Raw genomic sequence first — 25,363 nt, 5'->3', positions numbered from 1 at the left:
CAGGCGAGCCACTGCGCCGGTCTTCAGGCGGAGTCTGATCCCTCGCCAGCAAGAACGACGATCCGGCTGCCGATGGGAACGCGCCGGTAAAGGTCGATGATGTCCTGGTTGAGAAGACGGATGCAGCCGGACGAGACCTTCCGTCCGATCGTCCACGGCTCGACGGTGCCGTGCAGTCTGTACAGGGTATCCTCGCCGTCCCTGTAGATGTAGAGGGCACGCGGCCCGAGCGGATTTCCGTTTCCGCCCGGCAGCCCGGCCCTGAGAGGGCCGTATCGCTGGGGCTCGCGCGCGATCATGTCGACCGTCGGCGTCCAGTGCGGCCATCGGGCCTTGCGGCGGATCGTGCCTTCTCCGCTGAAGTTGAAGGCCTCGACCTTGCCGACGCCTACACCGTAGCGCAGCGCCCGCCCATCCTCCTGAACGAGGTAGAGAAAGCGGCGGGCGGGATCGACCACGATCGTGCCTACCGGCTCGCTCGTCCGATATTCCACCTCCTGCCTCAGGAACTGCGGCTCGATCCGGGAAAGATCGATCGCCGGCACGTCGAACGGCTCCGTTTCGACCGCCTCATACATGGACAGATGATAGGCGCTGCCCGCCGCGCCCGCGCCCCCGTCCGAGCTGAGCGGCGTGACCGATCGACCGCTCACGCAGCCGCCCAGCATGGCGGCCGCCGCGATGATCAGGCTTCTTCTATTCATCTGCATCAGGGCATCCGATCGCTGGCATTGGCGGCTGCAGGTACGATCTGGCGGAATGCCTGTCGATTGGTTATGGGGTAATAACAGCCATAACCGGAGCGGGTGAAATGGATTTCAGGGCCCTACGCGCCTTTGTGCGCACCGTGGAGCGGGGATCGATGACCGGCGCCGCCCGGGACCTTGCCATCTCGCAGCCGGCGGTGACCAAGCATCTGCGCAACCTGGAGCACGCCCTCAACGCGCGGCTCTTGGAGCGCACCTCGCGCGCGATCCGCCCGACGGCCTCAGGCCTCAGGCTCTACGAGGCCAGCCGCGGCGCCTTTGCCGCGCTCGAGGCGGCGATGGAGGACGTGAAGAGCGATACGGGGCGCATCGAGGGGGCCGTGCGCATCTTCGCCCCCTCCTGCATCGGCAGTCAGAATCTCTGCCCGATCCTGATGGCGTTCCAGGAGGAGCATCCGGGCGTCGCCGTCGATCTGATCCTCGATGAGCGCCAGGTCGATCTCGTCTACGAGAATTTCGATCTGGCTCTCTGTTACGGCAGACCTGCGAGCCAGGACACCATCGCCCGCCGGGTCGGCTCGATCTCTCGAATTCTCGTGGCCGCCCCCCACTACCTGGAACGGTGCGGCCCGATTGAGACGCTGGAGAAATTGTCCGAGCGCGAGCTCGTCACGACGCTCGCCGTCCTGTCGCAGCAGCACAGTCTCGCGCTTCTCCGCGGCAGCGAAGCGGTGGATCTGCCGGTGCGCTCGTGCCTGCGCACGAACAATGCGCAGGTGGTCCGCGCCAGCCTTCTCGCTGGACGCGCGCCGGGGCCGGTTCAGACAATCCTCGTACGGGACGATTTGGAGGCGGGCCGCCTCCTACGCATCTTGCCGGACTATGTGGTGAGGCCGACCGAACTGTTTCTGACCTACCCATCCTCGCGCTTCATGCGGCCCCTGGTTCGGGCGGTGATCGACTATCTCGTTCCGCGGCTGCTTGCAACGGAAGGGATCGATTGAAGCCTCCAGCAGTCTCTAGCCGACTTAGGTCTTCCACCTCTCCAAACCGGAACCGCACTCGCCCGCTTCGCTTCCCCTCGAGAAAGAGGGAGAAAGTCATGAACGACAGGCACGACACTGAGCGTCCGCCGCAGGCACAGGAACATCAGCCGGGCGATGAGCACAAGATGACGCCCGAGCCGGATTACATGCCGCGTTATCCGGGCTCCGGACGGCTCAAGGACAAGGTCGCGCTCATCACCGGTGGCGATTCGGGCATTGGACGTGCAACCTCAATCCTCTTTGCGCGCGAGGGTGCCAAAATCGCGTTCCTTTACCTCGACGAAGACGAAGATGCGGAAAAGACGTGCCAAATGATCGAAGAGGAGGGCAGCGAGGCGATCGCCTTCCGTGGCGATATCGGTGACAAGAGCTTCTGCGAGGAGGTTGTCGCGAAGACGGTGTCCCGCTTCGGCGGGCTCGACATTCTCGTCAATGACGCTGGCGAGCAGCATGTGGCCGAGGAGCTTGAAGAGATCTCCGAAGCGCAGCTGACGCGCACCTTCCGCACCAATATTTTCGGCATCTTTTTCATGACGCAGGCGGCCCTGCCGCATCTGAAGACGGGTGATGCGATCGTCAATCTGACGTCGATCACCGCCTATCGCGGCCAACCGGTTTTGATGGATTATGCCTCGACGAAGGGGGCCATCCTGGCGCTCACCCGCTCCTTGTCGAAGAATCTTGCCGACAAGGGCATCCGTGTGAACGGCGTGGCTCCGGGCCCGATCTGGACGCCGCTCATCCCGGCGAGCTTTCCGCCCGACAAGGTGGCGAATTTCGGGGCCAACCAGCCGATGGGTCGCGCCGGACAGCCGAACGAGGTGGCCCCAGCCGTGCTCTTCCTCGCCTGCGCCGATTCCTCCTACATGACCGGCCAGGTGCTGCACCCGAACGGCGGCGCGGTCATCGGCGGCTGAAGCGTAGTTGACGACAAAAAAGGGCCCCGCCGCGGCGGGGCCCTTTGTCGTTCTCGATGGATGTGTAGGCCGCGCCAGGCACGGCCCGGATAAAAGCTGGCCTCAAACGGCCACTGCGCCGACGCCGAGAAGCATCAACACGAAGAAGATGACGGCGACGACGAGGAAGATGAAGAACAGGAAGCGTGCGATCGTGGCGGCACCCGCAGCGATCCCGCTGAAGCCGAGTGCGCCGGCGATGACCGCGATCACGGCAAAGATAAGGGCCCATTTCAGCATGGTGGAAATTCTCCGGTAGGTTCAGGTGTCGTTGCACCTGACCGAATTAACCGCTGCGTTAACGCCTTGTTCCCGCCCATCTGCGTGATGTCGGGTGTCTTGCCTGCAGCTCCTGCCTCGATGCATGGCCGAAAACGGCGCTGGCGCAGAGGGGCCTACGGAGAACAGCAAGGGAGCGTTTCGGGCGGATCGGCGTTTGTCCTTCAACCGAAACAAGAATTTTCCGATCCTCTTTGATGTCCATCCGTTTTGTTTGCAGCCTTGCCCTTCGGGCCGCTGTCGGTGTCGCCGCCGTTTCCTTTCTCATCCCGCCGGCCGTGTCTCAGGAGGTGCTTGAGGCGCCCCCCGGCGTTTCACCGGGTTCGGTGCTTCTCGGTCCGGCCCCGGCTCCAGGCGAGCCGGCGCCTCCCCCTCCCGCACCTCCCCCTCCGCCGGTGGTTCCCGCTCCGTCTGCGCCGCCGGTCATCGTCGAGCCTGCTCCGCCTCTCGCCGCCCCGTCGCCTGCAGCGGAGCCGCCTGCGTCAGCCGCGCCTCCCGCCGATGCACCTGTGTTCGGCGATGCACCAGCTGGCAGCGCGACAGAGCCGCTCCGAGCGGTTCCCCTCGGCGAGCAGGATATGGCGGCGCCTCTGGTCACACCTGACACGATCAATTCCGCGAATTTCGCCGAGGATCATGTCTTCGTCACCAAGCACCGCGATCCGTTCATCGTGAAGCTGCAGGTGCTTCTCGATCGCGCCGGCATTTCGCCGGGCGTCATCGACGGCTATTGGGGCGACAACGTCCAGAAGGCCGTGCAGAACTTTCAATTGTCGCGCAAGGAGGTCCCGGACGGCCAGCTTTCGGCGACACTCTGGGCGGAGATCGCGCAAAACGACACCACGCCGGTCGTCACCTCCTACCGCATCACCGAAGAGGATGTGGCCGGGCCCTTCGTCTCTTCCATCCCGTCCGATTACCGCGAGAAGGCGGCGATGGAGCAGCTCGCCTTCACGAGCCCGTCTGAAATGCTCGCTGAGCGCTTTCACATGGACGAGGGTTTTCTGAAGGCGCTGAACCCCGAGGCCGATTTCTCCGTTCCGGGGACGATGATTGCCGTGGCGGCCCCGGGGGGCGATGTCAAAGGCGAGGTGACACGCATCGAAGCCGATAAAGGGCTTGCGGCCCTGCGCGGCTATGACGCCGCGGGCCGGCTCCTCGTCGTCTATCCCGCGACGATCGGCAGCTCCGATACGCCGTCGCCGAGCGGCACGGTCGAGGTGGAAGGTGTCGCCTTGGATCCGACCTATACCTACCGGCCGGACGTCAACTTCCAGCAGGGCGAAAATCGCGATGTTCTGACGATCCCACCGGGTCCCAATGGTCCTGTCGGTTCTGTCTGGATCGATCTGTCGAAACCGACCTACGGCATTCACGGGACGCCCGCGCCTGAGGCGATCGATAAGACCTTTTCGCATGGATGTGTGCGTCTGACGAATTGGGACGCCACGGAGCTCGCCCATATGGTGAAGCCCGGCACGAAGGTGGAATTTCTTGACTAGCCAGCTTCCGGCCTGGGGCTTTGCGCTTGCGCTCGCCCTCGGGATTGGCACGGCGGGGGCCGAGACGCCCCCGCTGAAACCTCAGCCGCGTCCGGCCGAGGTTCCGGGCGGGGATGTGCCCACCGCGGCGGGTCGACCTTCTCCTGCGCCCCCCTCTGCGCCCCCCTCTGCGCCCCCCTCTGCGCCCCCCTCTGCGCCCCCCTCTGCGCCCCCCTCTGCGGACGAGACACGCGGTGCACCGCCGGCGCCCCAGCCGCGGCCGCACGGATCGAACGGGGATGCGGGAGCTCTCCCGCCCGTGCCGGATGTCCGCCCGCAGGATAATGCGGACGACGAAGAGCCGGGCGGAGAGCGTGCCGTCCCAGAGGCAGAAGAGGCGAGCGAGCCCAAAAAGGAGGGGGTGCCGCTCGTTCCCTCTCTGACGACCGACGACACGCAAGCCGATGAAATGCCGAAAGACGGGGACCCATCTCAGGCTGAAACGGGTACCGAAGGCCAGGACGAGACGCCGGGGGACGCGAGGGCAGAAGAACCGGCGGACGAGGATGCGGCGAGAGATACGCCGCCGCTTCCCGAGGCCCGCCCGGAAGATGCGCCACAGCCGGTGAAGCCGCTGATCGCCCAACCCCCATCCGAGAGGCCGTCTGAGGCGCCTGCGGCGCCAGGAGCCGAGCCGGATGAGGATGCGGCCGAGGAGGCGTCGAAGTCGTCGAAAGAGGATGCGGAGGCCGAAGCGGCTGCGCTGCAAGACTTCCGTCAGTGTGTCTGGCGCCTCAGGGCTCTCGGTGTGGCATTCGACGAGGAGCCAGCCATCTCCGATGGTGGTGCTTGCGAAATAGCTCATCCGATCGAGGTCGAGGAGCTCGCGCCGGGCGTTGGCATCTCGCCTCCCGTCACGCTCAATTGTGCGGTGACGGAGGCGCTCGCCACATGGTTGAAGGAGGTCGTGAAGCCGGCGGCCGAAGAGCTGCTCGACGGTGCTGAATTGCGCGGCGTGACCCAGGCCTCCGGCTATGTTTGCCGCACGCGCTACAATCGCCCGGGCGCCAAAATCTCAGAGCACGCGTTGGCCAATGCGATCGACGTCAGCGCCATCACCTTCAAGAGCCGTTCGCCGGTTGCCGTGAAAAAGCGGGAGGACGCGGATGCGGCCGCGAGCCGTTTTCAGAAGCGCATCCGTGAAGGCGCCTGCAAATATTTCACCACGGTGCTCGGGCCTGGCGCCAACGCCGCCCATGCCACGCATTTTCATTTCGACAACAAGGAACGTCGAAATGGCTACCGCATCTGCCAGTAGCCGCCGCGTTCTGCGAGGGCCGAGGTGTGATCGGGCTACTGAATGGGGAGTGCCGGCACGCTCAAAAACAGGATGCGCTTCTGTTCGAGCCGCGAGCGGCGCAGGCTCTCCAGGATGAGGCCACAGGAGAGGGATATTCCCGCAAGCACGAAAGCGCTCGCCGAAAGAAGTGCGCTGGCCTGCACGGAATCTATGTCGGAGAGCGCCGGCAGAGCGGCAAGAAATCCGAGAAGGCCGAGAACGAGGCCGACGATGCCGAAGAGCGGAAGCGGGCGCGCGACCTGCATGACACGCAGGAAGGTGGCCACTTCGCTCACGGCGTGACGCACATTCTCTGCCGGGTTCCGCTCGCTGGCGCCTTGGCCCCCATCAAGCGACAGGCTGGCGACGGGCACCATGAGCTCGCTTGCATGAAGCGACAATTCGGTCTGAGGGGAGAGCCCTTCGGAGACCGGCGGGAAGCTCTTGACGAAGCGCCGGCTGAGGGCGCGGTAGATGGAGGTGCGCGCCGAAAGGCCCGTGCCGAAAAAGCGCCGGTAGAGGTCGAAGACACTGCCGGCGCCGTGGCGCATGTCGTCGGTGCCGCAGCCGCCGAGGATCGCCGAGGTGCCGACCACCATATCGACGCGTTCCGTCAAAAGCGCGTTGATGAGCGAGCTCGCATCGGCCGGATCGCAGGAGCCGTCGCCCGCGGCGAGAAGATAGATGTCGGCGTCGATATCAGCGAACATCCGCCACACCGCATGGTTCGGTGCGTGGCTTGGGGTGTGGCTCGGACCGCGCAGAACGCGGGCGCCAGCCTTTCGCGCCTGACGGGCGGTGTCGTCGGAGGAATTCTCGTCGAAGACGTAGATGCGGGCATCGGGCAGAGCTTCACGGAAGCCGCGCACCACGTTCTCGATGGTGGTCGCCTGATCTCGGCACGGCAGAAGCACGGCGACGCCGAGACCCTCGCAGGCGGTAAACTCGCTCATTTCGACGCTTCCCCTTAATGCCGTGCAAACGCAAGCCAAAGATAGCTTCTAAAGCGTTAAAGGAGAGTAAGGTGCCGGCTTCGGATCACGGCACCGGCATGATAGCATTTGCCAATGCTACGATTCGTCCCAAGACTCGTTTTTGCCTTCAGCGCCTTGTTTCTGGCGGGCTGGCCGGCCGCGGGTCTGGCGGACCAGATTCCGGCCAAGCGCTATTTCGGGGCCGCCAAGCTTCCCTCCGAAGGGCGCGCCGCGGCGGTCGGGTTTTATTCCAAGGGGTGTCTGGCGGGAGGCGAGGCGATCACCGTCGACGGCCCCTACTGGCAGGCGATGCGCCTGTCGCGCAACCGCATCTGGGGCCATCCGAATCTCATTCATTTCATCGAGTGGCTGGGGCGCGAGGCCGCCACCAAGGACGGCTGGCCGGGGCTTCTCCTTGGCGATATGTCCCAGCCGCGCGGCGGCCCGATGGTCTCGGGCCATGCCTCGCACCAGGTCGGTCTCGACATCGATATCTGGCTGCAGCCGATGCCGCAGCGCCGGCTCTCGGCAAAGGAGCGCGAGACGATGTCGGCCATTCCCGTCGTGGAAGTCGGGCCGCATGAGGTCGATCCGCGACGCTGGACGAATGCGCATGCAAGGCTCATCAAGCGCGCCGCATCCTATCCCGAGGTGCAGCGTATCTTCGTCGCGCCCGGCATCAAGAAGAAGCTCTGCGAGACGGCAACGGGCGACCGCTCATGGCTTGCCAAGGTGCGTCCCTATTGGGGTCACAACGAGCATATCCATGTGCGTCTTGTCTGCCCGGACGGTTCGCCCGGCTGCGAGCCGCAACGTGCGACGGGCAAGGACGACGGCTGCGGCGCGCCGCTCGCCTGGTGGTATTCGAAAGAACCCTATCGACAGGCAAAGCCAAGCAAGAAGCCTGCGAAGAAGCGTGAGACGACGCTCGACGATCTGCCCAATGCCTGCCGCCAGGTGCTGGCGTCCGGCGATAAGCCTGGCACGATCACCGCGCTTGCCGCCTATGGGGACGATGTTCCGGCCGACGTGGCGGCCAAGGCCGTGGCGCTACGCCCCGATGTCGGGGCGCCCGGCGCGCCGTCGATGCCGCATACCCTGCCGCAGGCGCGGCCGGCCGTGATCCGCTGAGCCTCTTCTGACGAGGGGGGTCGCAGGTGCTCTGTCGCTCTCCGTACGGCGGAGTTTGATATCTCGCCTGATCAGGCGGCCGCATTCTCCGGCACGGAGGGGCAGGAGAGGCCGGTGCCACCGAGGCCGCAATAGCCGCCGGGATTTTTCGCCAGATACTGCTGGTGGTAATCCTCGGCGAAATAGAAGGCGGGGGCCTCGACGATCTCCGTCGTGATCGGTCCGAAGCCCTTGTCTTTCAGAACCTTCGCATAGGCCGCCTTGGCCGTTTCGGCCTTTCGCCTCTGCTCCTCGTCGAAGACGTAGATGCCCGAGCGGTATTGCGTGCCGACATCGTTGCCCTGGCGCATGCCCTGGGTTGGATCATGCGCTTCGAAGAAGCGGGCGAGGAGCTTCGAATAGCTGATGACATTCGGGTCGTAGACGACGAGCACCACCTCGTTGTGGCCGGTGCCGCCGGTGCACACTTCTCGGTAGGTCGGATTCGGCGTGACGCCGCCCGCATAGCCAACCGCCGTCACATAGACGCCGTCCGTCTGCCAGAAGACGCGCTCCGCCCCCCAGAAGCAGCCGAGACCGAAGACCGCCGTCTTGAGACCCTCCGGATAGGGCCCTTTGAGGGAGCGGCCATTGACGAAATGCGTCTCGGCCGTCGGCAGCGCTTCAGCGCGGCCGGGCAACGCCTCTTCGGGCTGCGGAAGGTTGGTTTTCTTGGCGAACCGGTCGAAGGGGAACATGGGGGAGTGTCCTTTTTCTGGAGGTCGCGTCGTCTAAAGGTCGCGCTCATGCGCGAAGGTGAAACGCCGCCGCGGCCGGCCGAGCCAGAAGAGGAGTGCGGCCACGACCAGCAAGACGGCGAAGGTCGGTGCCGTCAGCACCACCTTTTCGAGAAACGCCCAGAGCCACGGCACTTTGTCGGCAACGGCATGATGCGCCGCATCGAGGCTCGCGGCCGCCCAATTCGCCCAGGTCTCGGCAAAGGGCGTGAGAACGAGGCGTGATTCGGCGATCGATTTCGCCGCATCGATGACGGCCATGACGAGGCCTGCGGCAGCGAGCCAGATGGCCAGGAAACGAAGAAGAAAGCGGATCATCTGGCTTTGCGCAGCACTTGAGGTTTCATTCCTGGCTCATTAGGTAGGGCCGCGCTGGCGCGCGTGCAATCGCGCTCCGGCTTTTCGTCGACGCTCGGTCTTCGACGTTTCGCATCAGGCCTCGTCTGCGCGCCCGGTCACCGACCGGACGCCTTGTCGGGGCCGCCGCGGCCGGTCCCGATCGCAAGATTGGGCGCCCGTCGCAGAAGGCCGAAACGGCGCTGACCGCAACAGCGACGAATTCGTGCTCTCCGCCTTGCCCTCGCGGCGCGGCATCGCTAAAGGGGAGCCTCGCTGGAGGGATGGCCGAGTGGTCGAAGGCGCACGCCTGGAACGCGTGTAGGCGGGCAACCGTCTCGAGGGTTCGAATCCCTCTCCCTCCGCCACTGCCAACGAGAAAGAACAGCCGGTCCATTTCGCCAGGCTCCTCTACAGCGCAAGGGCGCGCATCGAGCAGACCATCGGCGGCATCCTGCAAACAATCGGATAACGGGGGTGAAAACGCTGGCGGAAACTCGGCTGCGGCACCCCTCTGAAACACCCCGCTTGTATGCGTATCCTGCAAAATCGGACCTCACAGGTCACCGGATCTGTAAATGTGCGCGCATACCGTTGAAGAGCAGGTCCACCAGATGGGCAACGCGCGGCGCTGGTGCGGTTTCCTTTTCGACCGCGATGGATATTGCGCTGACAACGCAGATGATGTCGTCGAAGCTGGCGTCTTCACGCACGATCCCGGCCTCCTTCGCGCGCCGAAGCAGTCGGTGCCCTTCCTCGGTGATCGCGTTACAGCCGGGCGTCCCGTGTTGGATGACGGTCCCGAGCGACGCGGCGAGGCTCCGGTAGACGCTCGTGTTCAGCGCGAGCTCCTCGAGAAAATGACGGAGCGCCTCCTCGGGCCCATGATCCGCATCGCGCGCGCGGCTCGCCTCCGCGACTGACGTGAAGCGTTCGTTGCTGGTGGCCGCCAAAAGCGCCTCTCGCGTCGGGAAGCGGCGGTAAAGCGTGCCGGCCCCGACCTTGGCTCGTTTGGCCACCTCATCCAGCGAGACACTCGCGCCCCGTTCCAGAAACAGCGCCTCCGCCGCGACGAGAATGCGTTGGCGGTTCCGTTCCGCATCGGCGCGTAGACCAGATTCGCTCATTTTTCTCCCCCGGCTTGTTAAGTGGAGACTCTCTCCATATAGTAAGTGGAGATTCAGTCCACTTACACAAAGGACGATATGATGGCGAAACGGTTCGAAGACAAGGTCGTGGTGATCACCGGTGGCAGCGACGGCATCGGCTTGGCGTCCGCGCAGCGCTTCGCGGAAGAAGGCGCCCGGGTATACATCACCGCACGGCGGCAGGAGTTGCTCGATCAGGCGGTCAGCCAGATCGGTCACGGCGCGATCGGCGTGCAGGGAGATGTCACGAACCTCGCCGACCTGACGTCGCTCTACGAGCGCGTCGAGCGTGACCACGGCAGGGTCGATGTCGTCTTCGCCAACGCTGGCATGCACCAACCCATCCCGCTTGAAGCGATCGAGGAAGCGCATTTCGACTCGACGTTCGGCCTCAACGTGAAGGGTCTGATCTTCACGGTGCAGAAGGCATTGCCGCTGATGACGCAAGGGGGCGTGATCGTTCTCAACGGCTCGGTCGCTGGATCGAAGGCCTACGCCGGACAGTCACTCTACAACGCCAGCAAGGCGGCGGTGCGCTCCTTCGCACGGAGCTGGACCCTCGACCTGAAGGAACGCGGCATTCGCGTGAATGTCGTTTCTCCCGGCGCCACCGAGACCCGGCTGATGCGGGACCACTTCGACTCAGGGCGGGGGGCGGAGGAAGAGGTGATCAAGAGAGTTCCGCTCGGACGCCTGGGGCACGTCGAAGAGGTCGCGAATGCCGTCTTGTTCCTGGCGTCGAGCGAAAGCAGCTTCGTCGCGGGCCATGAGCTCTTCGTCGATGGCGGGGTCGCGGCGGTCTGACCGCGCGCCGGTTTCCGGGAAGCGGTGGGAGCGACACTCGTTGCGCTCCAGCAAATCCGGAAGGTCATGGAATGTCCATGGTGAGAACTCTGACTGCCACCCTGCTGGCGCTGTCGGTTGCAGGCCCCGCCTATGCCGAGGGGCCTGCCAACGCCCAAGTACCCGACAAGGTTGTTGCATCTGCCAACGCCCCCGCAACCAATGTCGTTCTTGTGCATGGTGGAACGACCCACGTCGTCAATCTCGACAAACCGGAGCTGTTCGTCGGGGAGATCGACAGCTTCTTCCAAGGTAAATGACGCAATATTGAGGGCTCGGCTGACTGGCCTGCTCTGGTCCATTGGCGGCCAAGCGACATGGTAGAGCCAGATCACGCCAAGAGAGATTTTACTCATCTTGTCAGATATTTGGGCTCCGTGCTTACGAGGGGTTTGGGACGGCTATAGCGTAGACGTAGTTCTCATCGCTATCCCTCTCCCTCCGCCATATTAGCGCGCCGATTTGCGCAGCATGATGACGACATGAAGTCCGCAGACTGTACCACCCGCATACCGCTTCAGCGTCTCTGACGTCAGAAGCGCGTGGCAAGCGATCCTGGAGATCTCTTGCCCATGTTCGCCTGCAGATTTGCGGGTGATGCGTTGCCGCATATGCGGCTTGCGAGCGTACGGTAATCGCTATGGCAAATGTCTTTGAGAGCCCCTTCAGGGGCATCACTCTTGATCGTCTCGTCACCAACCCGAACATCCAAGTCGGACGCTACAGCTATTATTCCGGCTATTATCATGGGCACGGCTTCGATGAGTGCGCCCGTTTCCTCTTGCCGGATGAAGGTGTCGACAGGCTCATCATCGGCTCGTTCTGTTCGATCGGTTCGGGTGCGGCCTTTATCATGGCCGGCAACCAGGGCCACAGAAACGATTGGATCAGCACGTTCCCGTTCTATTGGATGTCCGATGTTCTCGCCTTCGCAGGAGCGGAGAATGGATATCGGCCGGCGGGCGATACGGTGATCGGCAACGATGTGTGGATCGGGTCCGAGGCGATCATCATGCCGGGCGTCACGATCGGCGATGGCGCCGTCATCGGAACCAGAGCCCTCGTCACAAAGGACGTCGAACCTTACGCCATCGTGGGCGGCAATCCTGCCAAGGTCATCCGCAAGCGATTTGACGAGACGCACATCGCCCAGCTCCTCGAACTTCGCTGGTGGGATTGGGACGACGCTGCGTTGAAGCAGGCTATGCCGATCCTCACCAGCGGCGATATTCCGGCCCTTCATCGCCACTGGCGGGAGGTTATCGAACCATTCGAGTGACGAGCGCTTCACTGTCAGCTTCTGAGACTGGTCCGCCAGAGCGGTCGTCCTGCGCGCGGTCGCGCAGGGCGGCGGGCTCCGATGAAGAGGTTCCCACCCGCGCCAGCAACGTCACCGGCAGCATCCCGATCGCCACGATCACCAGAGCGGCGAGAGCGGCATCTTCATAGGTTCCACGGGCGGCTTCGCCATAAAGGAGGGTTGCGAGGCTCTCGAAATTGAGCGGGCGCAGGAGAAGCGTCGCGGGCAGCTCCTTCATGCAATCGACGAAGACGAGAAGGCCCGCGGCCGTGAGCGCCGTGCGTGACAGGGGCAGGTGGACCCTCAAAAGCGAACCGGTCGAGGTATAGCCGAGCGTGCGGGCGGCATGATCATAGGAGGTCGGGATGCGGCTTAGTCCCGCCTCTATGCCTCCGGAGGAGATGGCGAGGAAGCGGGCCGTGTACGCATAGACGAGGGCGCAACCGGACCCCATGAACAACAGGCCCGTCGACAGGCCGAACCAATCGCTGGCGCTGCGATCGATGAAGCGGTCGAGCGCCGCAACGGGGATGAGGACCCCGATCGCCAGAACCGTCCCTGGCACGGCGTAGCCCAGTGTGGAGAGGCGCAGAAAGCTCCCAGACCACGGCCCGGAACGGATGCGGCTGGCATAAGCGACGACGAAGCCCGCGACGAGAACGAACACTGTTGCTGCGGCCGAGACCGCGACCGTGTTGATCGTCGCCTGCACGATGTGGGGCGAGATGCCGGCGAATTCGATACGCCGGATGGCAGCGGTCAGAAGATAGGACGCCGGGCCGACGAACCCGATGAAGATCGGGAGAAAGCCGATAGTAAAGGCCAGGGCGCCTTTCACGCCGGTGAGGGGGCGCGCAGCCATGGCCCGCGAGCGCTGGGCGTTGGTGGCGTAGCGCTGGCGCCGCCGTGCGAAACGCTCAAGCCAGATCAGCACGACCACGAAGATCAGCATGGCGCTGGCGATCTGGGTTGCCCCTGCAAGGTCGTTGCGGACGATCCAGGTCGTATAGACCGACGCCGTCAACGTCCGCACGCCGAGAAACTGCGACGCGCCGATGTCGTTGAGCGTTTCCATGAGCGCGAGGCTGACCCCAATCGCAATTGCCGGGCGCGCAAGCGGCAACGCCACCCGCCAGAACACGGCGGAACGGCTCGTCCCCAATGTGCGCGAAGCCTCCACGAGGTTGGCCGCCTGCGTGAGGAACATCATGCGAGTGGTCAGATAGACGTAAGGGTAGAGGACGAAGCCGAAGAGGGTGATCGCCCCCCACATGGCGCGTATGTCCGGCAGCCGAAATTCGCGCGGACTGGAATAGCCGAGAAGGTCGCGGATCACGCCTTGGATGAAGCCGAGCGGGCTCAGCACATCCATATAGGCATAGGCCATGATGTAGGTCGGCACGGCCAGCGGCAACAGCAGCCCCCATTCCAGGAACGCGCGGCCGCGAAATCGGTACGCCGTGACGAGCCAGGCGCAACCTGTTCCGATTACTGTGACCAGAATGGCTGTGCCCAGAAGGAGTGTCAGCGTCGTGCGGGTCGCTTGCGGCAGGATCCCAGCCACGACATGGGACCAGAGCGAGCCGGTGTCTTCCATGGCGGTCGTGAGGATGACCACGATCGGCAGGACGGCAAAAAAGGCCACCCCGAACGCGAACACGGCCCATCCGTTCGGGATGAGCCGTGCGCGCCTGCGCATTGGCCTGAGAGCCAGTTCACTCATGGGAAACGCGCGCGGGAGGCGGGCTCCCTCGCTCAGTTCTCAAAGGTATCGAAGTTCAGGCGGTCGACCATCTCGCTCGCCACCGTGCGGTGAGGCAGCACCTGTCCGAGCGAGATCGTGTCGGGAACGACCTCACCGAAAGAGGCGACTATCGGATGCGGCTCGGCCGTCTTTGTGATCGGATGCTCGAAATTGGCCTCGGCATAGAGTTTCTGGGCTTCGTCGGACACCAGGTATTCCAGGAGCTCGATGGCTTCCTCGCGATTGGGCGCGTGTGCGGCGACGCTGGCGCCGGTGATGTTCACATGCGTTCCGCCATCCTCGAAGGTTGGGATCAGAACTTTGATCGCATCGCCCCATTCGACCTGTTCGGCACCGCCACCGCCGCTTTTCATGCGGCCGACATAGTAGGAATTGCCGACCGCGATATCGCAGATGCCGGCCGCAATATCGCGGGCGCCGTCACGATCGCCGCCGGCTGCCGGGCGGGCCTGGTTCGCTTTCAAACCACGCAACCATTCTTCCGCGGCTTCTTCGCCATGATGGGCGATATAGGCGGCGAAGAGGGCCGTATTGTAAGGATGCTGGCCGGAGCGGATGCACAGACGCTCGCGCCATTTCTCATCGGCGAGCTCCTCATAGGTGATGGAATCGAGGTCGAGATCACGTGCCGCGTAGACGATGCGCGCACGTCCCGAGAGCGCGAACCAATTGCCCTTCGGGTCGCGCAGGCTCTCCGGAATGGCCGAACGAAGAACCTCCGATTCGACCGGCTGAGTGAGCCCGGCATCGACGAGATCGATCAGCGCGCCGAAATCCACCGTCATCAGAATATCGGCGGGTGAGCTTTCGCCCTCCGCCTTGACCCGCTCGATGAGGCCATCCTGAAGGAACACCGTGTTCACCGCCGTCCCCGTCTCGGCGGTATAGGCATCGAGAATGGGCTGAATCAGCCCGGGCTCCCGTGTCGTATAAATGTTCACTTCCTGCGCGGCAGCCGGCATGGCGGCGCTCAGCGCGATGAAACCGATGGCAATTTTCAAGGCAGGCGTCATGTTTCCTCTCCGTCTGCGGTCCGGATGCCAGCGCATCCAGGGGCGCCTTAATTCATAGATGAAAAAAAGAGTCAACATTTACGGCCGGCTTGAACCGCCGATCGCCCAGGCATGTCGGTCACAGTTGCGTGTGGAGGGTCGTGCCGGCAGGCCCTGCCCGCCGCCTCTCAGGTGGGCCGCCTCTCGGACGGCCGCGTTTTGGCAGACCGCGAGCGCTTCCTGCGGCCGCCCGTTTCGTCAAACGCCGCCCGCATCGAAGAGCGGGCTGAGGGCGCGCGAGGACGGATGATCGCCCTCGCAGACGAGAATGCTGCCGGTATCGAAACGGACGCGGACGTCATCGCCGACCTCGACGTCGCTGCGCGCGGTCGTCCGCATGACGAGAGGGTCTTCGAGCGCCTCGATTTTCAGCACCAGTTCCTCGATCTCACCCAGAAGCATGCGACCGCTCACGCGCGCCGGAATTCCCTGCTCTGCAAGTGCCATGGCCTGCGGTCTGATGAAGAGCCGCACCGGGCCGGTCCTTGCGCGAAGATCCGGGAATCGTCCGATCGGGCTTTCGAGCCATTCCCCCGAGGGCTGTGCCGGTACGATGTTGACGTGGGAGAAAAACAGAGCCGCATCCGCGGTGCGTGGCGTCCGATAGATGTCTTCGCCTGATCCCTCTTCCACGATCCTGCCCTTGTCCATGAGGACGATGCGATCCCCCAGCGCCAGGGCTTCTTCGGCGTCGTGCGTCACGATGATCGCCGTCGTGCCGAGCGCGCGCAGCACGTCCACGGTTTCCCTCCGGATCCTCTCGCGCAATCCCCGGTCGAGATTGGAGAACGGCTCATCCATCAAGAGCATATGAGGCTGAGGCGCGAGTGCACGCGCGAGCGCGACGCGCTGTTGCTCGCCGCCCGACATCATATGCGGATAGCGCTCGCAGAGGGCTTCGAGGTTCAGCCGCTCGATGATGGCGGCGACGCGGGCCGCGGCTTCCTTGCGGGGCATCTTCTTCAGGCCGAAGCCGATATTCTGGCGCGCCGTCAGATGCGGAAACAGGGCATAATCCTGAAACATCATTCCGACATTGCGGATCTCGGGTTCGACGAAAATATCGCCGCCGACCACGACTTGGCGACCAAGCGCAACCTGGCCGCGGTCGATGTCCTCAACGCCGGCGATGATCCGCAGCAACGTCGATTTTCCGCAGCCCGAATGTCCGAGAAGCGCGACGATCTCGCCAGCTCTCACTTCCAGGGAGACGTTGTCGAGCGCGGGCATTCCGTCGAATCGGCGCGTGACGCCGTCGACCTTCAGGATCGGCGGCAAGATTGGTGGCTCGTCGTTCATCGGCCTGGCCCTCGGTTCGGGAGATGACGGCGCGCCGAGCCTTAGCACCCACGGCGGTTTCCCGCATGTCCTGAAACGGGCCCGCTTGGTAACGGTCGCGTGTGTTGGAGGGGCTCTTTGCCCTCGCGCATTCTCGCCCAGCCGCGTGGCGCCAGGATATGTCAGGAGACGCCGACCGGGATGTGAGCACGGCCTGTTTTGAGCGGTGCCGAGCGTGGAGCGGCCGGACGGGGCGAAGGGGGACGCGCTCCTCAGTCGGTCGTGGCCGTCGGCTCCAGGGATTTGATCTTGCCCTTCTCGAGAGTGAGGATCTTGTTGCAGGTGCGGTTCAAGAGCGTCGGGTTGTGGCTGGCGAGGATCATGATGCCCGCCTTTTCGGCAAGCGCGTTCATGCGGCTTGCCGCCTTGTCCTGAAAGCTTTTGTCGCCGGCGCCGATCCACTCGTCCATGACCAGGATTTCGGGTTCGAAACTCGTTGCGACCGAGAACGCGAGGCGCGCGGCCATGCCTTGGCTGTAGGCCTTCAGGGGCATGTCGATGAATTCGCCGAGCTCGCTGAACTCGATGATCTCGGGCATGCGCTCGGCGATCTCTTCCTTGCTCCAACCGTTGATGAGGCCGCGGAGCTCGACATTGCGCCGGCCGGTCGCCTCACCGCGAAAGCCGAGCGTGATGTTGAAGAGGGCGTCGACGCGCCCGTCGATCTCAACGATGCCGCCGCTCGGCTCGTAGACGCCATAGATGACCTTGAGCAGCGTCGTCTTGCCGGCCCCGTTCGGACCCGCAAGACCGAGCCGGTCGCCGGCCTTGAGATCGAGGCTGACGCCATCGAGCGCGGTGACGAAGCGCTTCGTGCCGCGGCCGCCGATGACGCCGCCGGGGGGGCTCAGCCTGCGGTCGGCCGGGCGAAAGCTCAGCTTGTGCCGGACGCGGTAGACGAGGCTGACATTGTCGAGATGAATGGAGGGCATCACAGAACGAAGATGATCTGCCGACGGAAACGGCCGAGACTCCAGAGAGCCAGAAGCCACGAGACGGCGCCGATGAAACCACAGACCAAGAAGGCATGCAGCGGCAAGACGCCGTCCGTGATCGGAACCCGCACGATCTCAAGGAAATAGGTGAACGGGTTCCAGAAATAGAAATGCCCGCGGATGGCACCCTCGGCCGGATACCAGAAGATCGGCGTGAGAAAGAGACCGAGCCGGATGACGTTGCCGACGACGAACTGCAGGTCGGGGAAGAAGGCCCCGGCGACGGCGAGCACGGTGATCGCGGCCGGCGTGATCGCGATGATGAGAAGAATGCCGATGAACGACCACAGCCAGGCCACCGTGATCGGCGTTCCGAGAATGAAGAGCAGGCCGAGAAGGCCGATGAGGGCATAGCCGGCGCGAATGAGCGACTGCATGGTCAGTCGGAACACGTAGACGGAGAGAGGCAGGCGCGTGCCCTTGATGAAATTCTCCTCGCGCACGAAGAGCGAGATGCTCTGGTTGATCACTTCCGACAGATACATCCAGACGAAGAAGCCGAGCGCCACATAGGCCGAAAAGCCGGCGCCGCGCGCATAGCCGAAGATGGCGATGAACGTTCCGACGAAGGCGAGGTAGTTGATGAGAAGCCAGATCGGCCCAAGCGCCGTACGCCGGTGCTGGTCGGTGATGTCCTCGCCCGCAAGCGCCATCCAGGCGCGGCGGAAGGCGATCCCCTCGCGCAGATCCGCAAACGCGGCCCACAGCCATTTCAGCATTGCCACTGCCTCACGCGTTGCCATCCCGCCGAAAGCCCGTGCGCAGCGGCGACTTTGGGCGCGCGCCGGGGCGACAGCATGGCAGCGTCACAGGCGATTGATGATGCAGCCGACATAAAGGCCGATATCTCCGTAGACAGTCTGTCGATAGGCGCCGGATTTCCAAAGCGCGGAAAGGCGTTTAGGCAACGCCCCGGAGCGCGCTTGTTCGATGCGTTCGATGACGTTTCGCGCATCCGGTGTCAAGAGATCCCAGCAGGCCCGCAGACCGGCCAGATTATGCGCGTTCCAGTCCTGAAAGCCGCCCTTGGTGAGGAAGGTGACCCGGCGCAGGCGGGCCGGCCAGGAGGAATTGGCGCCAACGAGGTTGCGCCCGTGCTGACGGTAGCCGATGCGGGCCTCGGGCGAGTAATGCACCCGTCCTCCGGCGCCCGTCACCATCATATAGCACCACCAATCGTGGCTGACGAAGTCGCTGCGACGGGACGCTTCGCGCATCAACTCGTGGGCGGCCTTGTTCATGACCATCGTGTTGCCGCCCGCAATGCTTTGCAGGATGGCGTTTTGGAAGGTCGGTGTGCGTGGGAAGAGCGGTGAATAGCCGAGGAGGCTGCCGTCCTCGGCGATGAGGCGGGTGCGCGTGCAGTAGAGGGAGGGCGTTTTCGGATCCTCGGCGGCGAGCCAGGCGATCGCGGCGGCGAGCTTGTCCTCGTCCCAAAGATCGTCCTGGTCGCAGAAGGCGATGTAATCGGCCTCAATATCGGGATTGGCGAGAAGTGCGCGGAAATTGGCCGCGAATCCATCGCGCGGACCTGCTAGACGACGGCAGGTTCCCTTATCCCACAGCCGTTCGGTCTCTGTCAGGATCTTGTCGGAGCCATCGGAGGAACCGTCGTCTGAGATCCAAAGGTCGATGGGCGCGACGGTCTGGTTTTTCAGGGATTGGATTTGCGGCAGCAGGAAACGCTCACCGTTGTAGACCGACAGGAGGACGGCGGTCCGCGGCGCATCCGGTTCAATTCGCGACAAGGACATCGTCTACGCCGCCCCGCTTTGGTGAAAATCCGCCGCTGCTCGCATTCGTGTGCCGTGCCGCTTTGAGATGGCGCTCATCGCGTCGAACCGCGATGCCGGAAGGCGGCATGCCCCTGCCTCGCAGACGTGACCTTCGCGACGTCTCCCGAGGCGTCGATGCAGCGTCGCGATGCGAAGGTGTGCGGAGCGTCTGGCAGAACTGGCAAGCCGGCTGACCCTGGGTTGAAAATCGACGAGGCTCATGTCCGGCGCATTAGGGTGATTTTGAGGCATCGAGAGATCGACGGGCGGCTTTGACCTGTCGCGGCCAAGGCATCCTCGCCGATGCACGCTGTGTCAACCCTTCCGCGGCGCGACGGGCGCAGAGCGCATGGCAGGCCGTCGCCTCGGTCCGGCAAAGCGACGGATGAGGCGGCGCGCCGGTCTCTCGAAAAGGATGAAGATCACGAAGGATTGGAGGATGGCGAGCGTGATGGCCGAGACGCCGAGAAGCACGGGATGGGTCTGCGGATCGAGGAAGTAGCGCAGATTGCCGATCGCCAGCATGTGCGTGAGGTAGAGCGAATAAGAGATATCGCCGAGTTTGCGCAGCCAAAGCGTCCCGAGAAGGCCTGCGGCGAGATTGCTGCGCAAGGTGAAGAAAAGGAGGAGGAAGACGGCCAGCGCGATCTGCGGCTCCCACCACATGCGCGGCGTATATCCGAACAGCCAGATGAACGGCATTGGAAAGAGGAATGCGATCATCGCGGCGGAGGCGACGAAGCCCGCATCGTTGAGCCTCGGCGCGAGATGGATGCGTTGGGAGAGAAGCTTCGTGGCCATGCCGATGACGAAGTAATGCCCGAGATGCATGACCGGCATGGAGGAGGGCGGCAGGACGAAGTAGGCGAGAGCAAGCGCCAGACATGAGAAAAGGGCGATATTGCTCGAGACGCGATAGAGGATCCAGAAGAGCGGGAAGAGCGCATAGAAGCGTAGCTCGACCGGGATCGTCCAAAGCACGTTCTCGCCACGCTGCAGAAGCAGGTGATCGACGAGACCGGCGCCGTCGATGGAATAGACAAAGGGATATTCGCCGCTTTTCCAGCGCGTCACCGCGTAGGAGAAGAAGACCACGGCGAGAAAAAGCGGCACGACACGGGCGACGCGCGCAACCAGATACTTGTAGAGCGCAGAAGCCCGTGGCGGCGTCTCGAAATAGATATGCGCCATCAGAAAGCCGGACAGCGCGAAGAAGATCATGACGCCGATCTGACCGCCGCCGCGCTGAAAGTACTCATGCGCGACGCCCGTGGCACTGGCCACATGCGAGAGCATGACGATGACTGCCGCCACTCCTCGAAGACCATCGAGAGCCGGAATATGCGCGGGGACGGGAGCGAGAACTCGCGGAGGCCGGCTCTCGTCGCGGGCGGTCGGCAGACGGTCTGGCATGTCAGCCGCGCTTGCGGCCGATCAATGTGGTGGCCGAAGCGAGCTCGAACTGTGCCGTCTCGCTCAAATCTTTGACGAAAGGCTGCTGGCGCGCCTTCCAGTAGCGGCTCGTCAGGATATCGCGCACGCTCATTTCGGCGAATTCCGGGCGCGCCTCCTCCGGCAGCCCCTGCAGGTAGGAGCGCAAGATCCATTGCAGGGAGCGGAACGGGTGCTGGTGGTCGTCGACGAGGTGCTCGATGACCTCGATCTTGGGCCCGTAGAGACGGCGGTGACCTGACCTCGTCATGTTGAAATAATGGTCGGGATAGCCGTGCTCGGGCTGCATGAAGGGGATGCCGGAAAACAACAGCCCGCCCGGTTTGAGCACCCGCACGATTTCTGTCGCGCAGGTGAAGGGATCATCGACGTGTTCAAGCACTGCGAGCGTCAGCACCATGTCGAAGGTGTTGTCAGCGAAGGGGAGAGCCTGGCCGACGGTAAGGAGATCCGTTGAGGGATAGTCGAAGATCTCCATATAGATGACGTCGGGCCGCTCGATCCGCTTGAAGCCGGCACCGAAATCGAGTGCCATGAAATTCTCGTGCCGCGCCGCATCGAGCTGTGTTTCGAGGAGGTTCGGATAGGGATGGTCGGAAACTCCGTCGGCCTTGTCGGCAAGGCTTCCGGAAAAGCCATAGGCGGGATCGAGCAGGTTGACGGCGCCGAAGGGCGGAAGCGGCGTGGAGAAGCCAGCCTGCGGAAAGACAAGCGCCTTGTCTTCGGCCAACCCGGCTTCGCCGCTCTGCCAGTGCCGCAGATGGCGGACAAGCCAGTCCCGCTTGCGAAGTTTGGCCGAGCGCGCCGCCCCGACGGTTTCGGTAAGACCGTGCGCGACCATCACCTCAAGGGCGCCGGCCGGATCGCCGTTCACCTCCGCGATGAGTGGCAACGGCGCTACCAAAGCCTTCGCGTCGAGCTTGGTGAGATCGACATAGGCTCGAAAGCCGATGCCGCCTTGCCCGAGGTCGGGTCGGGCCACGTTGCTGACCGCGAGCGGCACGCCTGCAAGCCTGAGATCAAGGGTCCCCGCGCAGGTATGTGCAACCCATCCCTCAAACACGTCATAAGGCGTGGAGAGCTCGGCAGTTGGGTGGCTGTCGAGGTGGATCATGGGGCGCCTATACGAGTTGCGTGGCGATCTTGTCCAGGCGAGCCGATCCTCTTCGGCGAGTTGAGCAGCCTGTTGACCGGATCTCTCATCGTTTCGCCGCAATATCGTCCGAAACGCTGTGCTTGTGAGACTTCGTTAGCATGTGCTAGCTGATAATCTATCCCAGATGCTATTGCAGGCATGGGTTTGAACAGAAGCGGTCTGGCATGCGACGGTGGCCGCTTTCCGGCGGCCAGGAACGACCCGGGACGCGGGTTTGGTGTCGGGAGTCTCCTTTCCATCTTGCGGAACGCCGCTGACGGCGTCCGCAACGGGTGTTCGGCAGCGCAATGACAGAACTTGACCACGCGACCTCCAGTGTCCGCCGCGCCTTCATTGGCGTGTTCATCATGAGCGGGATCACCTCCGTTCTGATGTTGGCGCTGCCGTTCTACATGATGCAGGTGTTTCAGCGTGTGCTGCCGAGCCGCAGCGAGGAGACGCTGATCGCGCTCTCGATTCTCGCCTTCATCGCCTTTGCGACCTACGGCATTTTCGAAGCCTTGCGTATGGCGGTCCTGGCACGTGCGGCAGCGCGCTACGAAGCGATGCTCGCAGGTCCGGTCGTTTACGCCCATTTCCTGGATGGCAGCCGCGATGCCTCTTCCGGCATGGAGCTCATGCAGGATGTGCGGCAGGTGAAGACATTCATCGGCTCGCGCGCATTGGCGGCGGTGGCCGAGGCCCCGTTCATCCCGATCTTTGTCGCCGTCCTCTTCATGGTCGACATTGCACTCGGGATTTTGATCACCTGCGGAATGGTGGTGATGATCGTCGTCGCCGTTCTGCAGCAGCGCGCCATGAAGCGCGGCATCGAAGTGCAGAACGATGCGCAGCGCGGCGCCAATCGGATCCTGCAATCGCATATCGAACAATCTGAAACGGTGCGTGTCCTCGGCCTCCAGAAGACGGCGATCGCCCGCTGGGGCAGTCTCAATGCGCGCGGCCTCACCGCTTTCGTCAATCTGCAGACCGTCGGGGCGCTCTTCGGCGGCTTTTCGCGCTTCATGCGCTTCAGCCTGCAGGCCTCGATCCTCGGCGTCGGCGCCTTTCTGGCGCTCGAGGGTGATGTTGCGGCGGTCGTGGTCTTCGCCTGTATGATGCTCGGCGGGCGGGCGCTCGCGCCGCTCGACGGCCTCGTCGGCTCTTGGAGCGCGTTGACCAATGCCTGGTCCGCCCATAACCGCGTCCGCGATGCGCTGATCGGCTTTTATGTCGAGCCGGAAAAGACGGCCCTGCCGGAGCCCAAGGGCAATTTCATGGTCGAGAAGCTCGTCTTCGGCGTGCGCGGCTCCGACGAGGCGATCATCAAGCGCATCTCCTTCGGCATCGAAGCCGGTGAGACGATCGGCATCATCGGGCCGAGCGGCGCCGGCAAATCGACGCTTCTGCGCCTCCTCGCCGGCGGGCTGATGCCGAATGCCGGCCATGTGCGCCTGGATGGCGCCGACATGCGCAACTGGAACCGCATCCAGCTCGGCGAATATATGGGCTACGTGCCGCAATCGGTTGATTTCTTCCCCGGCACGATCGGTGAGAACATCGCCCGCTTCGATCCCGACGCGTCGGATGCCGACATTGTCGAGGCGGCGCAGCAGGCGGGCATCCACGAGATGATCCTGCGCTTTCCGCGCGGCTACGACACGCGCATCGGCACGGGCGGGATGCAGCCGTCCGGCGGTCAGAAGCAGCTGATCGCGCTGGCGCGCGCGCTTTACCGCAATCCGCGCCTCATCTTCCTCGACGAGCCCAATTCCAATCTCGACCAGGAAGGCGATCACATTCTGTTGGGCGCGGTGGGCCGCGCCAAGGCGCGGGGTGCCACCATCATCCTCGTGACGCAGCGCCCGGTGTTGCTGCAGGTCGTCGATCGCGTGCTGTTGATGAAGAACGGCACGATTGAAAATTACGGGCCGCGCCAGGAAGTTCTGCCCAAGGTGGTGAAGCCGGCAAGCGTGGAGCGGCGGCCCGTGCGCCAGATCCAGCAGCCGAAAGGCGGCGAGGAGGCGAGCGAAAAAACTGACGGCCAGGTTGTTGCCGGCGCGGGAGGGTCCGCATCGTGAAGGAATTGCAGGCGATCGGCATGTACGGCAAGGCGGCCCCCGTGGCCCGCAAGCCCCGTAAGGACGACGAGCCCTTCTATCATGCCTGGCATCACGAGGTGCCCTTGAAGCTGACGCGCGCCTACCGGCTCGCCATCATCGCGATGTTCTGTTTCGTCGGGCTCGGCACCTATTGGGCCGTGTCTGCGCCGATCGACGGCGCCTTCATGGCGGATGGTCGCCTGGTGGCGCAGGGCAAGAACCGCATCGTGGAGCATCTGGAAGGCGGCATCGTCAACGAGGTGCTGGTCAAGGAGGGCGAGCAGGTGAAGGCCGGCGATCTCCTTGCCCGCATCGACGTGACGAGTGCGGAGGCGAAGCTTGCGACTGCGCAGATGCAGCGCGACGTCGCCCGCGTGAAGCTTGCCCGCTATCTCGCCGAGCAGCGGGGCGACGACGAGATCATTCTGCCGCCGGATCTGGAGCGCCGCATCGCCGAAGAGCCGGAGCTCGCCGAAACGGCAAGCTCGCAGCGCGAGGAATTCGAAGCCAAGACGGCGGAGATGACGTCGCTGAAATCGATCCTCAACCAGCGCATCGACAACAATCAGCAGCTCCTCGACAATTTGAAGGAGATGCTGGCGGAACGCCGCGAGCGCGTGAAGGCGACCCAGGAAGAGGTGCGCGTCTCGGGTGATCTTCTGGAAAAGGGCCTGACGACCCGCGATCGCAATTTTTCGCTCAACCGCCAGCTCGCTTCGGACCAGGACAATGTCCGCCAGACGCTCATCCAGATGGACGACAAGCGCTCCACGATCAACGAGACGCAGGAACAGCTGAACCGGGCTCTGTCGCAGCGGGCCAACGAGGTCGCCCAGCAGATCACGGATCTGCGCTCCAACATCTTCGAGCTCTCCTCGAATATCCGCTATTTTTCGGATGTGACGAAGCGCTCCGAAGTGCGCGCGCCCGTTGCCGGTATCATCGTGAACGTCGCCGTCAACACGCAGGACCAGGTGATCAAGCCGGGTGATCCGATCTTCGAGATCCTGCCGGAAGGGGTGCCGATGAGCATCGAGGCGATGGTCGACCCGCATTACATCGATTCCGTGCACCAGGGTCAGCATGTCTCGATCCGCTTCCCCTCGCGCGAACGCTCCAAGGCGATCCAGATTCTCGACGGCGAGGTGAGCTACGTCTCGGCCGACAGCGAGCAGGACGAAAAGACCGGCCGCTATTTCTACAAGGTGCGCGCCTCCGTCGATCCGGAGAGCCTGAAAGAGTACGGCAAGGTCATGCCGGGCAATGTGGGACAGGTCTATTTCGAGCTCGAAAACAAGACCTTCCTGGAATATCTGATCGAGCCCTACCAGGACATGCGCGACAAGGCCTTCGTCGGCTGAGCCGCTGCGGGATGAGACGAAAACGAAAATAAGCCCGAAGACGGGCGACCGGGGCGGGGCCGGGGGGATAGA

Annotated in this window: 23 protein-coding genes, 1 tRNA gene and 1 pseudogene; 11 read left to right on the top strand and 14 right to left on the bottom strand. The window is 63.7% G+C overall.

Translation table 11 applies throughout. The features are described from left to right. Positions 1 to 23: 23 nt before the first annotated feature. Complete coding sequence (locus tag J2R99_RS05485; protein ID WP_307153454.1) at positions 24 to 710, bottom strand: L,D-transpeptidase; 687 nt, start codon at positions 708 to 710, stop codon at positions 24 to 26. A gap of 101 nt (positions 711 to 811) precedes the next feature. On the opposite strand from J2R99_RS05485, the gene J2R99_RS05480 reads away from it, so the two are divergent. Together J2R99_RS05480 and J2R99_RS05475 are read left to right on the top strand one after the other, a co-directional pair. After that, complete coding sequence (locus tag J2R99_RS05480; protein WP_307153453.1) at positions 812 to 1,711, top strand: LysR family transcriptional regulator; 900 nt, start codon at positions 812 to 814, stop codon at positions 1,709 to 1,711. A gap of 98 nt (positions 1,712 to 1,809) precedes the next feature. Further along, positions 1,810 to 2,670 carry an SDR family oxidoreductase gene (locus tag J2R99_RS05475; RefSeq protein ID WP_307153452.1) on the top strand — a complete coding sequence of 287 codons (861 nt, stop codon included), beginning with the start codon at positions 1,810 to 1,812 and terminating at the stop codon, positions 2,668 to 2,670. Between the two features lie 102 nt (positions 2,671 to 2,772). Here J2R99_RS05475 and J2R99_RS05470 read toward each other — a convergent pair whose 3' ends face one another. Next, positions 2,773 to 2,949, bottom strand: a complete 177-nt coding sequence (locus tag J2R99_RS05470; protein WP_128291908.1) for a DUF1328 domain-containing protein — start codon at positions 2,947 to 2,949, stop codon at positions 2,773 to 2,775. A 701-nt stretch (positions 2,950 to 3,650) separates the two neighbouring features. On the opposite strand from J2R99_RS05470, the pseudogene J2R99_RS05465 reads away from it, so the two are divergent. Next, positions 3,651 to 4,490: pseudogene (locus tag J2R99_RS05465) on the top strand (L,D-transpeptidase family protein); the annotation flags it as partial. A 298-nt stretch (positions 4,491 to 4,788) separates the two neighbouring features. After that, a complete protein-coding gene (locus J2R99_RS05460) occupies positions 4,789 to 5,787 on the top strand; it encodes an extensin-like domain-containing protein (protein WP_307153450.1) in 999 nt (332 codons plus the stop codon). Between the two features lie 35 nt (positions 5,788 to 5,822). On the opposite strand, the gene J2R99_RS05455 is transcribed toward J2R99_RS05460, so the two are convergent. Next, on the bottom strand, positions 5,823 to 6,761 hold the full coding sequence (locus tag J2R99_RS05455) for a glycosyltransferase family 2 protein (RefSeq protein WP_307153449.1): 939 nt from the start codon (positions 6,759 to 6,761) through the stop codon (positions 5,823 to 5,825). Between the two features lie 114 nt (positions 6,762 to 6,875). On the opposite strand from J2R99_RS05455, the gene mepA reads away from it, so the two are divergent. Beyond that, a complete protein-coding gene (gene mepA, locus J2R99_RS05450) occupies positions 6,876 to 7,913 on the top strand; it encodes a penicillin-insensitive murein endopeptidase (protein WP_307153448.1) in 1,038 nt (345 codons plus the stop codon). Between the two features lie 71 nt (positions 7,914 to 7,984). On the opposite strand, the gene msrA is transcribed toward mepA, so the two are convergent. Both msrA and J2R99_RS05440 read right to left on the bottom strand, forming a co-directional pair. Beyond that, positions 7,985 to 8,650 (bottom strand): peptide-methionine (S)-S-oxide reductase MsrA, encoded by a 666-nt coding sequence (msrA, locus tag J2R99_RS05445; protein WP_307153447.1) that lies wholly within the window; start codon positions 8,648 to 8,650, stop codon positions 7,985 to 7,987. 33 nt (positions 8,651 to 8,683) lie between these two features. Then, positions 8,684 to 9,007 (bottom strand): hypothetical protein, encoded by a 324-nt coding sequence (locus J2R99_RS05440; protein WP_128291915.1) that lies wholly within the window; start codon positions 9,005 to 9,007, stop codon positions 8,684 to 8,686. A gap of 296 nt (positions 9,008 to 9,303) precedes the next feature. On the opposite strand from J2R99_RS05440, the gene J2R99_RS05435 reads away from it, so the two are divergent. Then, a tRNA-Ser gene (locus J2R99_RS05435) sits at positions 9,304 to 9,393 on the top strand. A 195-nt stretch (positions 9,394 to 9,588) separates the two neighbouring features. Here the strand turns inward: J2R99_RS05435 and J2R99_RS05430 are convergent. Then, positions 9,589 to 10,152 carry a TetR/AcrR family transcriptional regulator gene (locus tag J2R99_RS05430; RefSeq protein WP_307153446.1) on the bottom strand — a complete coding sequence of 188 codons (564 nt, stop codon included), beginning with the start codon at positions 10,150 to 10,152 and terminating at the stop codon, positions 9,589 to 9,591. 81 nt (positions 10,153 to 10,233) lie between these two features. Between J2R99_RS05430 and J2R99_RS05425 the strand changes: the two genes are divergently transcribed. The 3 genes from J2R99_RS05425 (at position 10,234) to catB (ending at position 12,295) form a co-directional block, all read left to right on the top strand. After that, positions 10,234 to 10,977, top strand: coding sequence for an SDR family NAD(P)-dependent oxidoreductase (locus J2R99_RS05425; protein ID WP_307154150.1), 744 nt, complete (start codon positions 10,234 to 10,236; stop codon positions 10,975 to 10,977). Between the two features lie 71 nt (positions 10,978 to 11,048). Continuing rightward, positions 11,049 to 11,276: a hypothetical protein gene (locus J2R99_RS05420; protein ID WP_307153445.1), complete on the top strand. Its 228-nt coding sequence runs from the start codon at positions 11,049 to 11,051 to the stop codon at positions 11,274 to 11,276. Between the two features lie 380 nt (positions 11,277 to 11,656). Continuing rightward, positions 11,657 to 12,295: a type B chloramphenicol O-acetyltransferase gene (catB, locus tag J2R99_RS05415; RefSeq protein ID WP_307153444.1), complete on the top strand. Its 639-nt coding sequence runs from the start codon at positions 11,657 to 11,659 to the stop codon at positions 12,293 to 12,295. Here the strand turns inward: catB and J2R99_RS05410 are convergent. The 8 genes from J2R99_RS05410 to J2R99_RS05375 form a co-directional block, all read right to left on the bottom strand. After that, positions 12,276 to 14,039, bottom strand: coding sequence for an ABC transporter permease (locus J2R99_RS05410; protein ID WP_370872270.1), 1,764 nt, complete (start codon positions 14,037 to 14,039; stop codon positions 12,276 to 12,278). The two genes, catB and J2R99_RS05410, sit on opposite strands and share 20 nt — an antisense overlap. A 32-nt stretch (positions 14,040 to 14,071) precedes the next feature. Continuing rightward, positions 14,072 to 15,094, bottom strand: a complete 1,023-nt coding sequence (locus J2R99_RS05405; protein WP_307153443.1) for an extracellular solute-binding protein — start codon at positions 15,092 to 15,094, stop codon at positions 14,072 to 14,074. Between the two features lie 237 nt (positions 15,095 to 15,331). Beyond that, a complete protein-coding gene (locus tag J2R99_RS05400; RefSeq protein ID WP_307153442.1) occupies positions 15,332 to 16,432 on the bottom strand; it encodes an ABC transporter ATP-binding protein in 1,101 nt (366 codons plus the stop codon). 251 nt (positions 16,433 to 16,683) lie between these two features. Beyond that, positions 16,684 to 17,403, bottom strand: a complete 720-nt coding sequence (locus J2R99_RS05395; protein ID WP_307153441.1) for an ABC transporter ATP-binding protein — start codon at positions 17,401 to 17,403, stop codon at positions 16,684 to 16,686. Further along, positions 17,403 to 18,185: an ABC transporter permease gene (locus J2R99_RS05390; RefSeq protein ID WP_307153440.1), complete on the bottom strand. Its 783-nt coding sequence runs from the start codon at positions 18,183 to 18,185 to the stop codon at positions 17,403 to 17,405. The genes J2R99_RS05395 and J2R99_RS05390 overlap by 1 nt, the downstream gene beginning before the upstream one ends. A gap of 87 nt (positions 18,186 to 18,272) precedes the next feature. Continuing rightward, the gene (locus tag J2R99_RS05385; protein WP_307153439.1) at positions 18,273 to 19,214 is read right to left on the bottom strand and encodes a glycosyltransferase; all 942 of its coding nucleotides are present in this window, start codon (positions 19,212 to 19,214) and stop codon (positions 18,273 to 18,275) included. A 342-nt stretch (positions 19,215 to 19,556) separates the two neighbouring features. Continuing rightward, positions 19,557 to 20,654, bottom strand: a complete 1,098-nt coding sequence (locus tag J2R99_RS05380; protein WP_307153438.1) for an acyltransferase family protein — start codon at positions 20,652 to 20,654, stop codon at positions 19,557 to 19,559. A 1-nt stretch (position 20,655) separates the two neighbouring features. Further along, positions 20,656 to 21,807, bottom strand: coding sequence for a class I SAM-dependent methyltransferase (locus J2R99_RS05375; RefSeq protein WP_307153437.1), 1,152 nt, complete (start codon positions 21,805 to 21,807; stop codon positions 20,656 to 20,658). A gap of 329 nt (positions 21,808 to 22,136) precedes the next feature. Between J2R99_RS05375 and J2R99_RS05370 the strand changes: the two genes are divergently transcribed. Then, positions 22,137 to 23,909 (top strand): type I secretion system permease/ATPase, encoded by a 1,773-nt coding sequence (locus J2R99_RS05370; protein WP_307153436.1) that lies wholly within the window; start codon positions 22,137 to 22,139, stop codon positions 23,907 to 23,909. Continuing rightward, positions 23,906 to 25,291, top strand: a complete 1,386-nt coding sequence (locus J2R99_RS05365) for an HlyD family type I secretion periplasmic adaptor subunit (protein ID WP_307153435.1) — start codon at positions 23,906 to 23,908, stop codon at positions 25,289 to 25,291. The genes J2R99_RS05370 and J2R99_RS05365 overlap by 4 nt, the downstream gene beginning before the upstream one ends. Positions 25,292 to 25,363 lie beyond the last annotated feature (72 nt).

The organism is Rhodopseudomonas julia, from assembly GCF_030813515.1.
In the GTDB taxonomy this organism is placed as follows: domain Bacteria; phylum Pseudomonadota; class Alphaproteobacteria; order Rhizobiales; family Afifellaceae; genus Afifella; species Afifella julia.
This window is presented reverse-complemented; position numbering and strand designations above follow the sequence as displayed.

Coding starts and splice junctions, on each gene's coding strand:
- J2R99_RS05485 (WP_307153454.1), bottom strand. CDS start 710: ATGCAGATGAATAGAAGAAGCCTGATCATCGCGGCGGCCGCCATGCTG.
- J2R99_RS05405 (WP_307153443.1), bottom strand. CDS start 15,094: ATGACGCCTGCCTTGAAAATTGCCATCGGTTTCATCGCGCTGAGCGCC.
- J2R99_RS05455 (WP_307153449.1), bottom strand. CDS start 6,761: ATGAGCGAGTTTACCGCCTGCGAGGGTCTCGGCGTCGCCGTGCTTCTG.
- J2R99_RS05410 (WP_370872270.1), bottom strand. CDS start 14,039: ATGAGTGAACTGGCTCTCAGGCCAATGCGCAGGCGCGCACGGCTCATC.
- J2R99_RS05375 (WP_307153437.1), bottom strand. CDS start 21,807: ATGATCCACCTCGACAGCCACCCAACTGCCGAGCTCTCCACGCCTTAT.
- J2R99_RS05440 (WP_128291915.1), bottom strand. CDS start 9,007: ATGATCCGCTTTCTTCTTCGTTTCCTGGCCATCTGGCTCGCTGCCGCA.
- J2R99_RS05475 (WP_307153452.1), top strand. CDS start 1,810: ATGAACGACAGGCACGACACTGAGCGTCCGCCGCAGGCACAGGAACAT.
- J2R99_RS05390 (WP_307153440.1), bottom strand. CDS start 18,185: ATGCTGAAATGGCTGTGGGCCGCGTTTGCGGATCTGCGCGAGGGGATC.
- J2R99_RS05395 (WP_307153441.1), bottom strand. CDS start 17,403: ATGCCCTCCATTCATCTCGACAATGTCAGCCTCGTCTACCGCGTCCGG.
- J2R99_RS05370 (WP_307153436.1), top strand. CDS start 22,137: ATGACAGAACTTGACCACGCGACCTCCAGTGTCCGCCGCGCCTTCATT.
- catB (WP_307153444.1), top strand. CDS start 11,657: ATGGCAAATGTCTTTGAGAGCCCCTTCAGGGGCATCACTCTTGATCGT.
- J2R99_RS05380 (WP_307153438.1), bottom strand. CDS start 20,654: ATGCCAGACCGTCTGCCGACCGCCCGCGACGAGAGCCGGCCTCCGCGA.
- J2R99_RS05425 (WP_307154150.1), top strand. CDS start 10,234: ATGGCGAAACGGTTCGAAGACAAGGTCGTGGTGATCACCGGTGGCAGC.
- J2R99_RS05430 (WP_307153446.1), bottom strand. CDS start 10,152: ATGAGCGAATCTGGTCTACGCGCCGATGCGGAACGGAACCGCCAACGC.
- mepA (WP_307153448.1), top strand. CDS start 6,876: ATGCTACGATTCGTCCCAAGACTCGTTTTTGCCTTCAGCGCCTTGTTT.
- J2R99_RS05470 (WP_128291908.1), bottom strand. CDS start 2,949: ATGCTGAAATGGGCCCTTATCTTTGCCGTGATCGCGGTCATCGCCGGC.
- J2R99_RS05420 (WP_307153445.1), top strand. CDS start 11,049: ATGTCCATGGTGAGAACTCTGACTGCCACCCTGCTGGCGCTGTCGGTT.
- J2R99_RS05400 (WP_307153442.1), bottom strand. CDS start 16,432: ATGAACGACGAGCCACCAATCTTGCCGCCGATCCTGAAGGTCGACGGC.
- msrA (WP_307153447.1), bottom strand. CDS start 8,650: ATGTTCCCCTTCGACCGGTTCGCCAAGAAAACCAACCTTCCGCAGCCC.
- J2R99_RS05480 (WP_307153453.1), top strand. CDS start 812: ATGGATTTCAGGGCCCTACGCGCCTTTGTGCGCACCGTGGAGCGGGGA.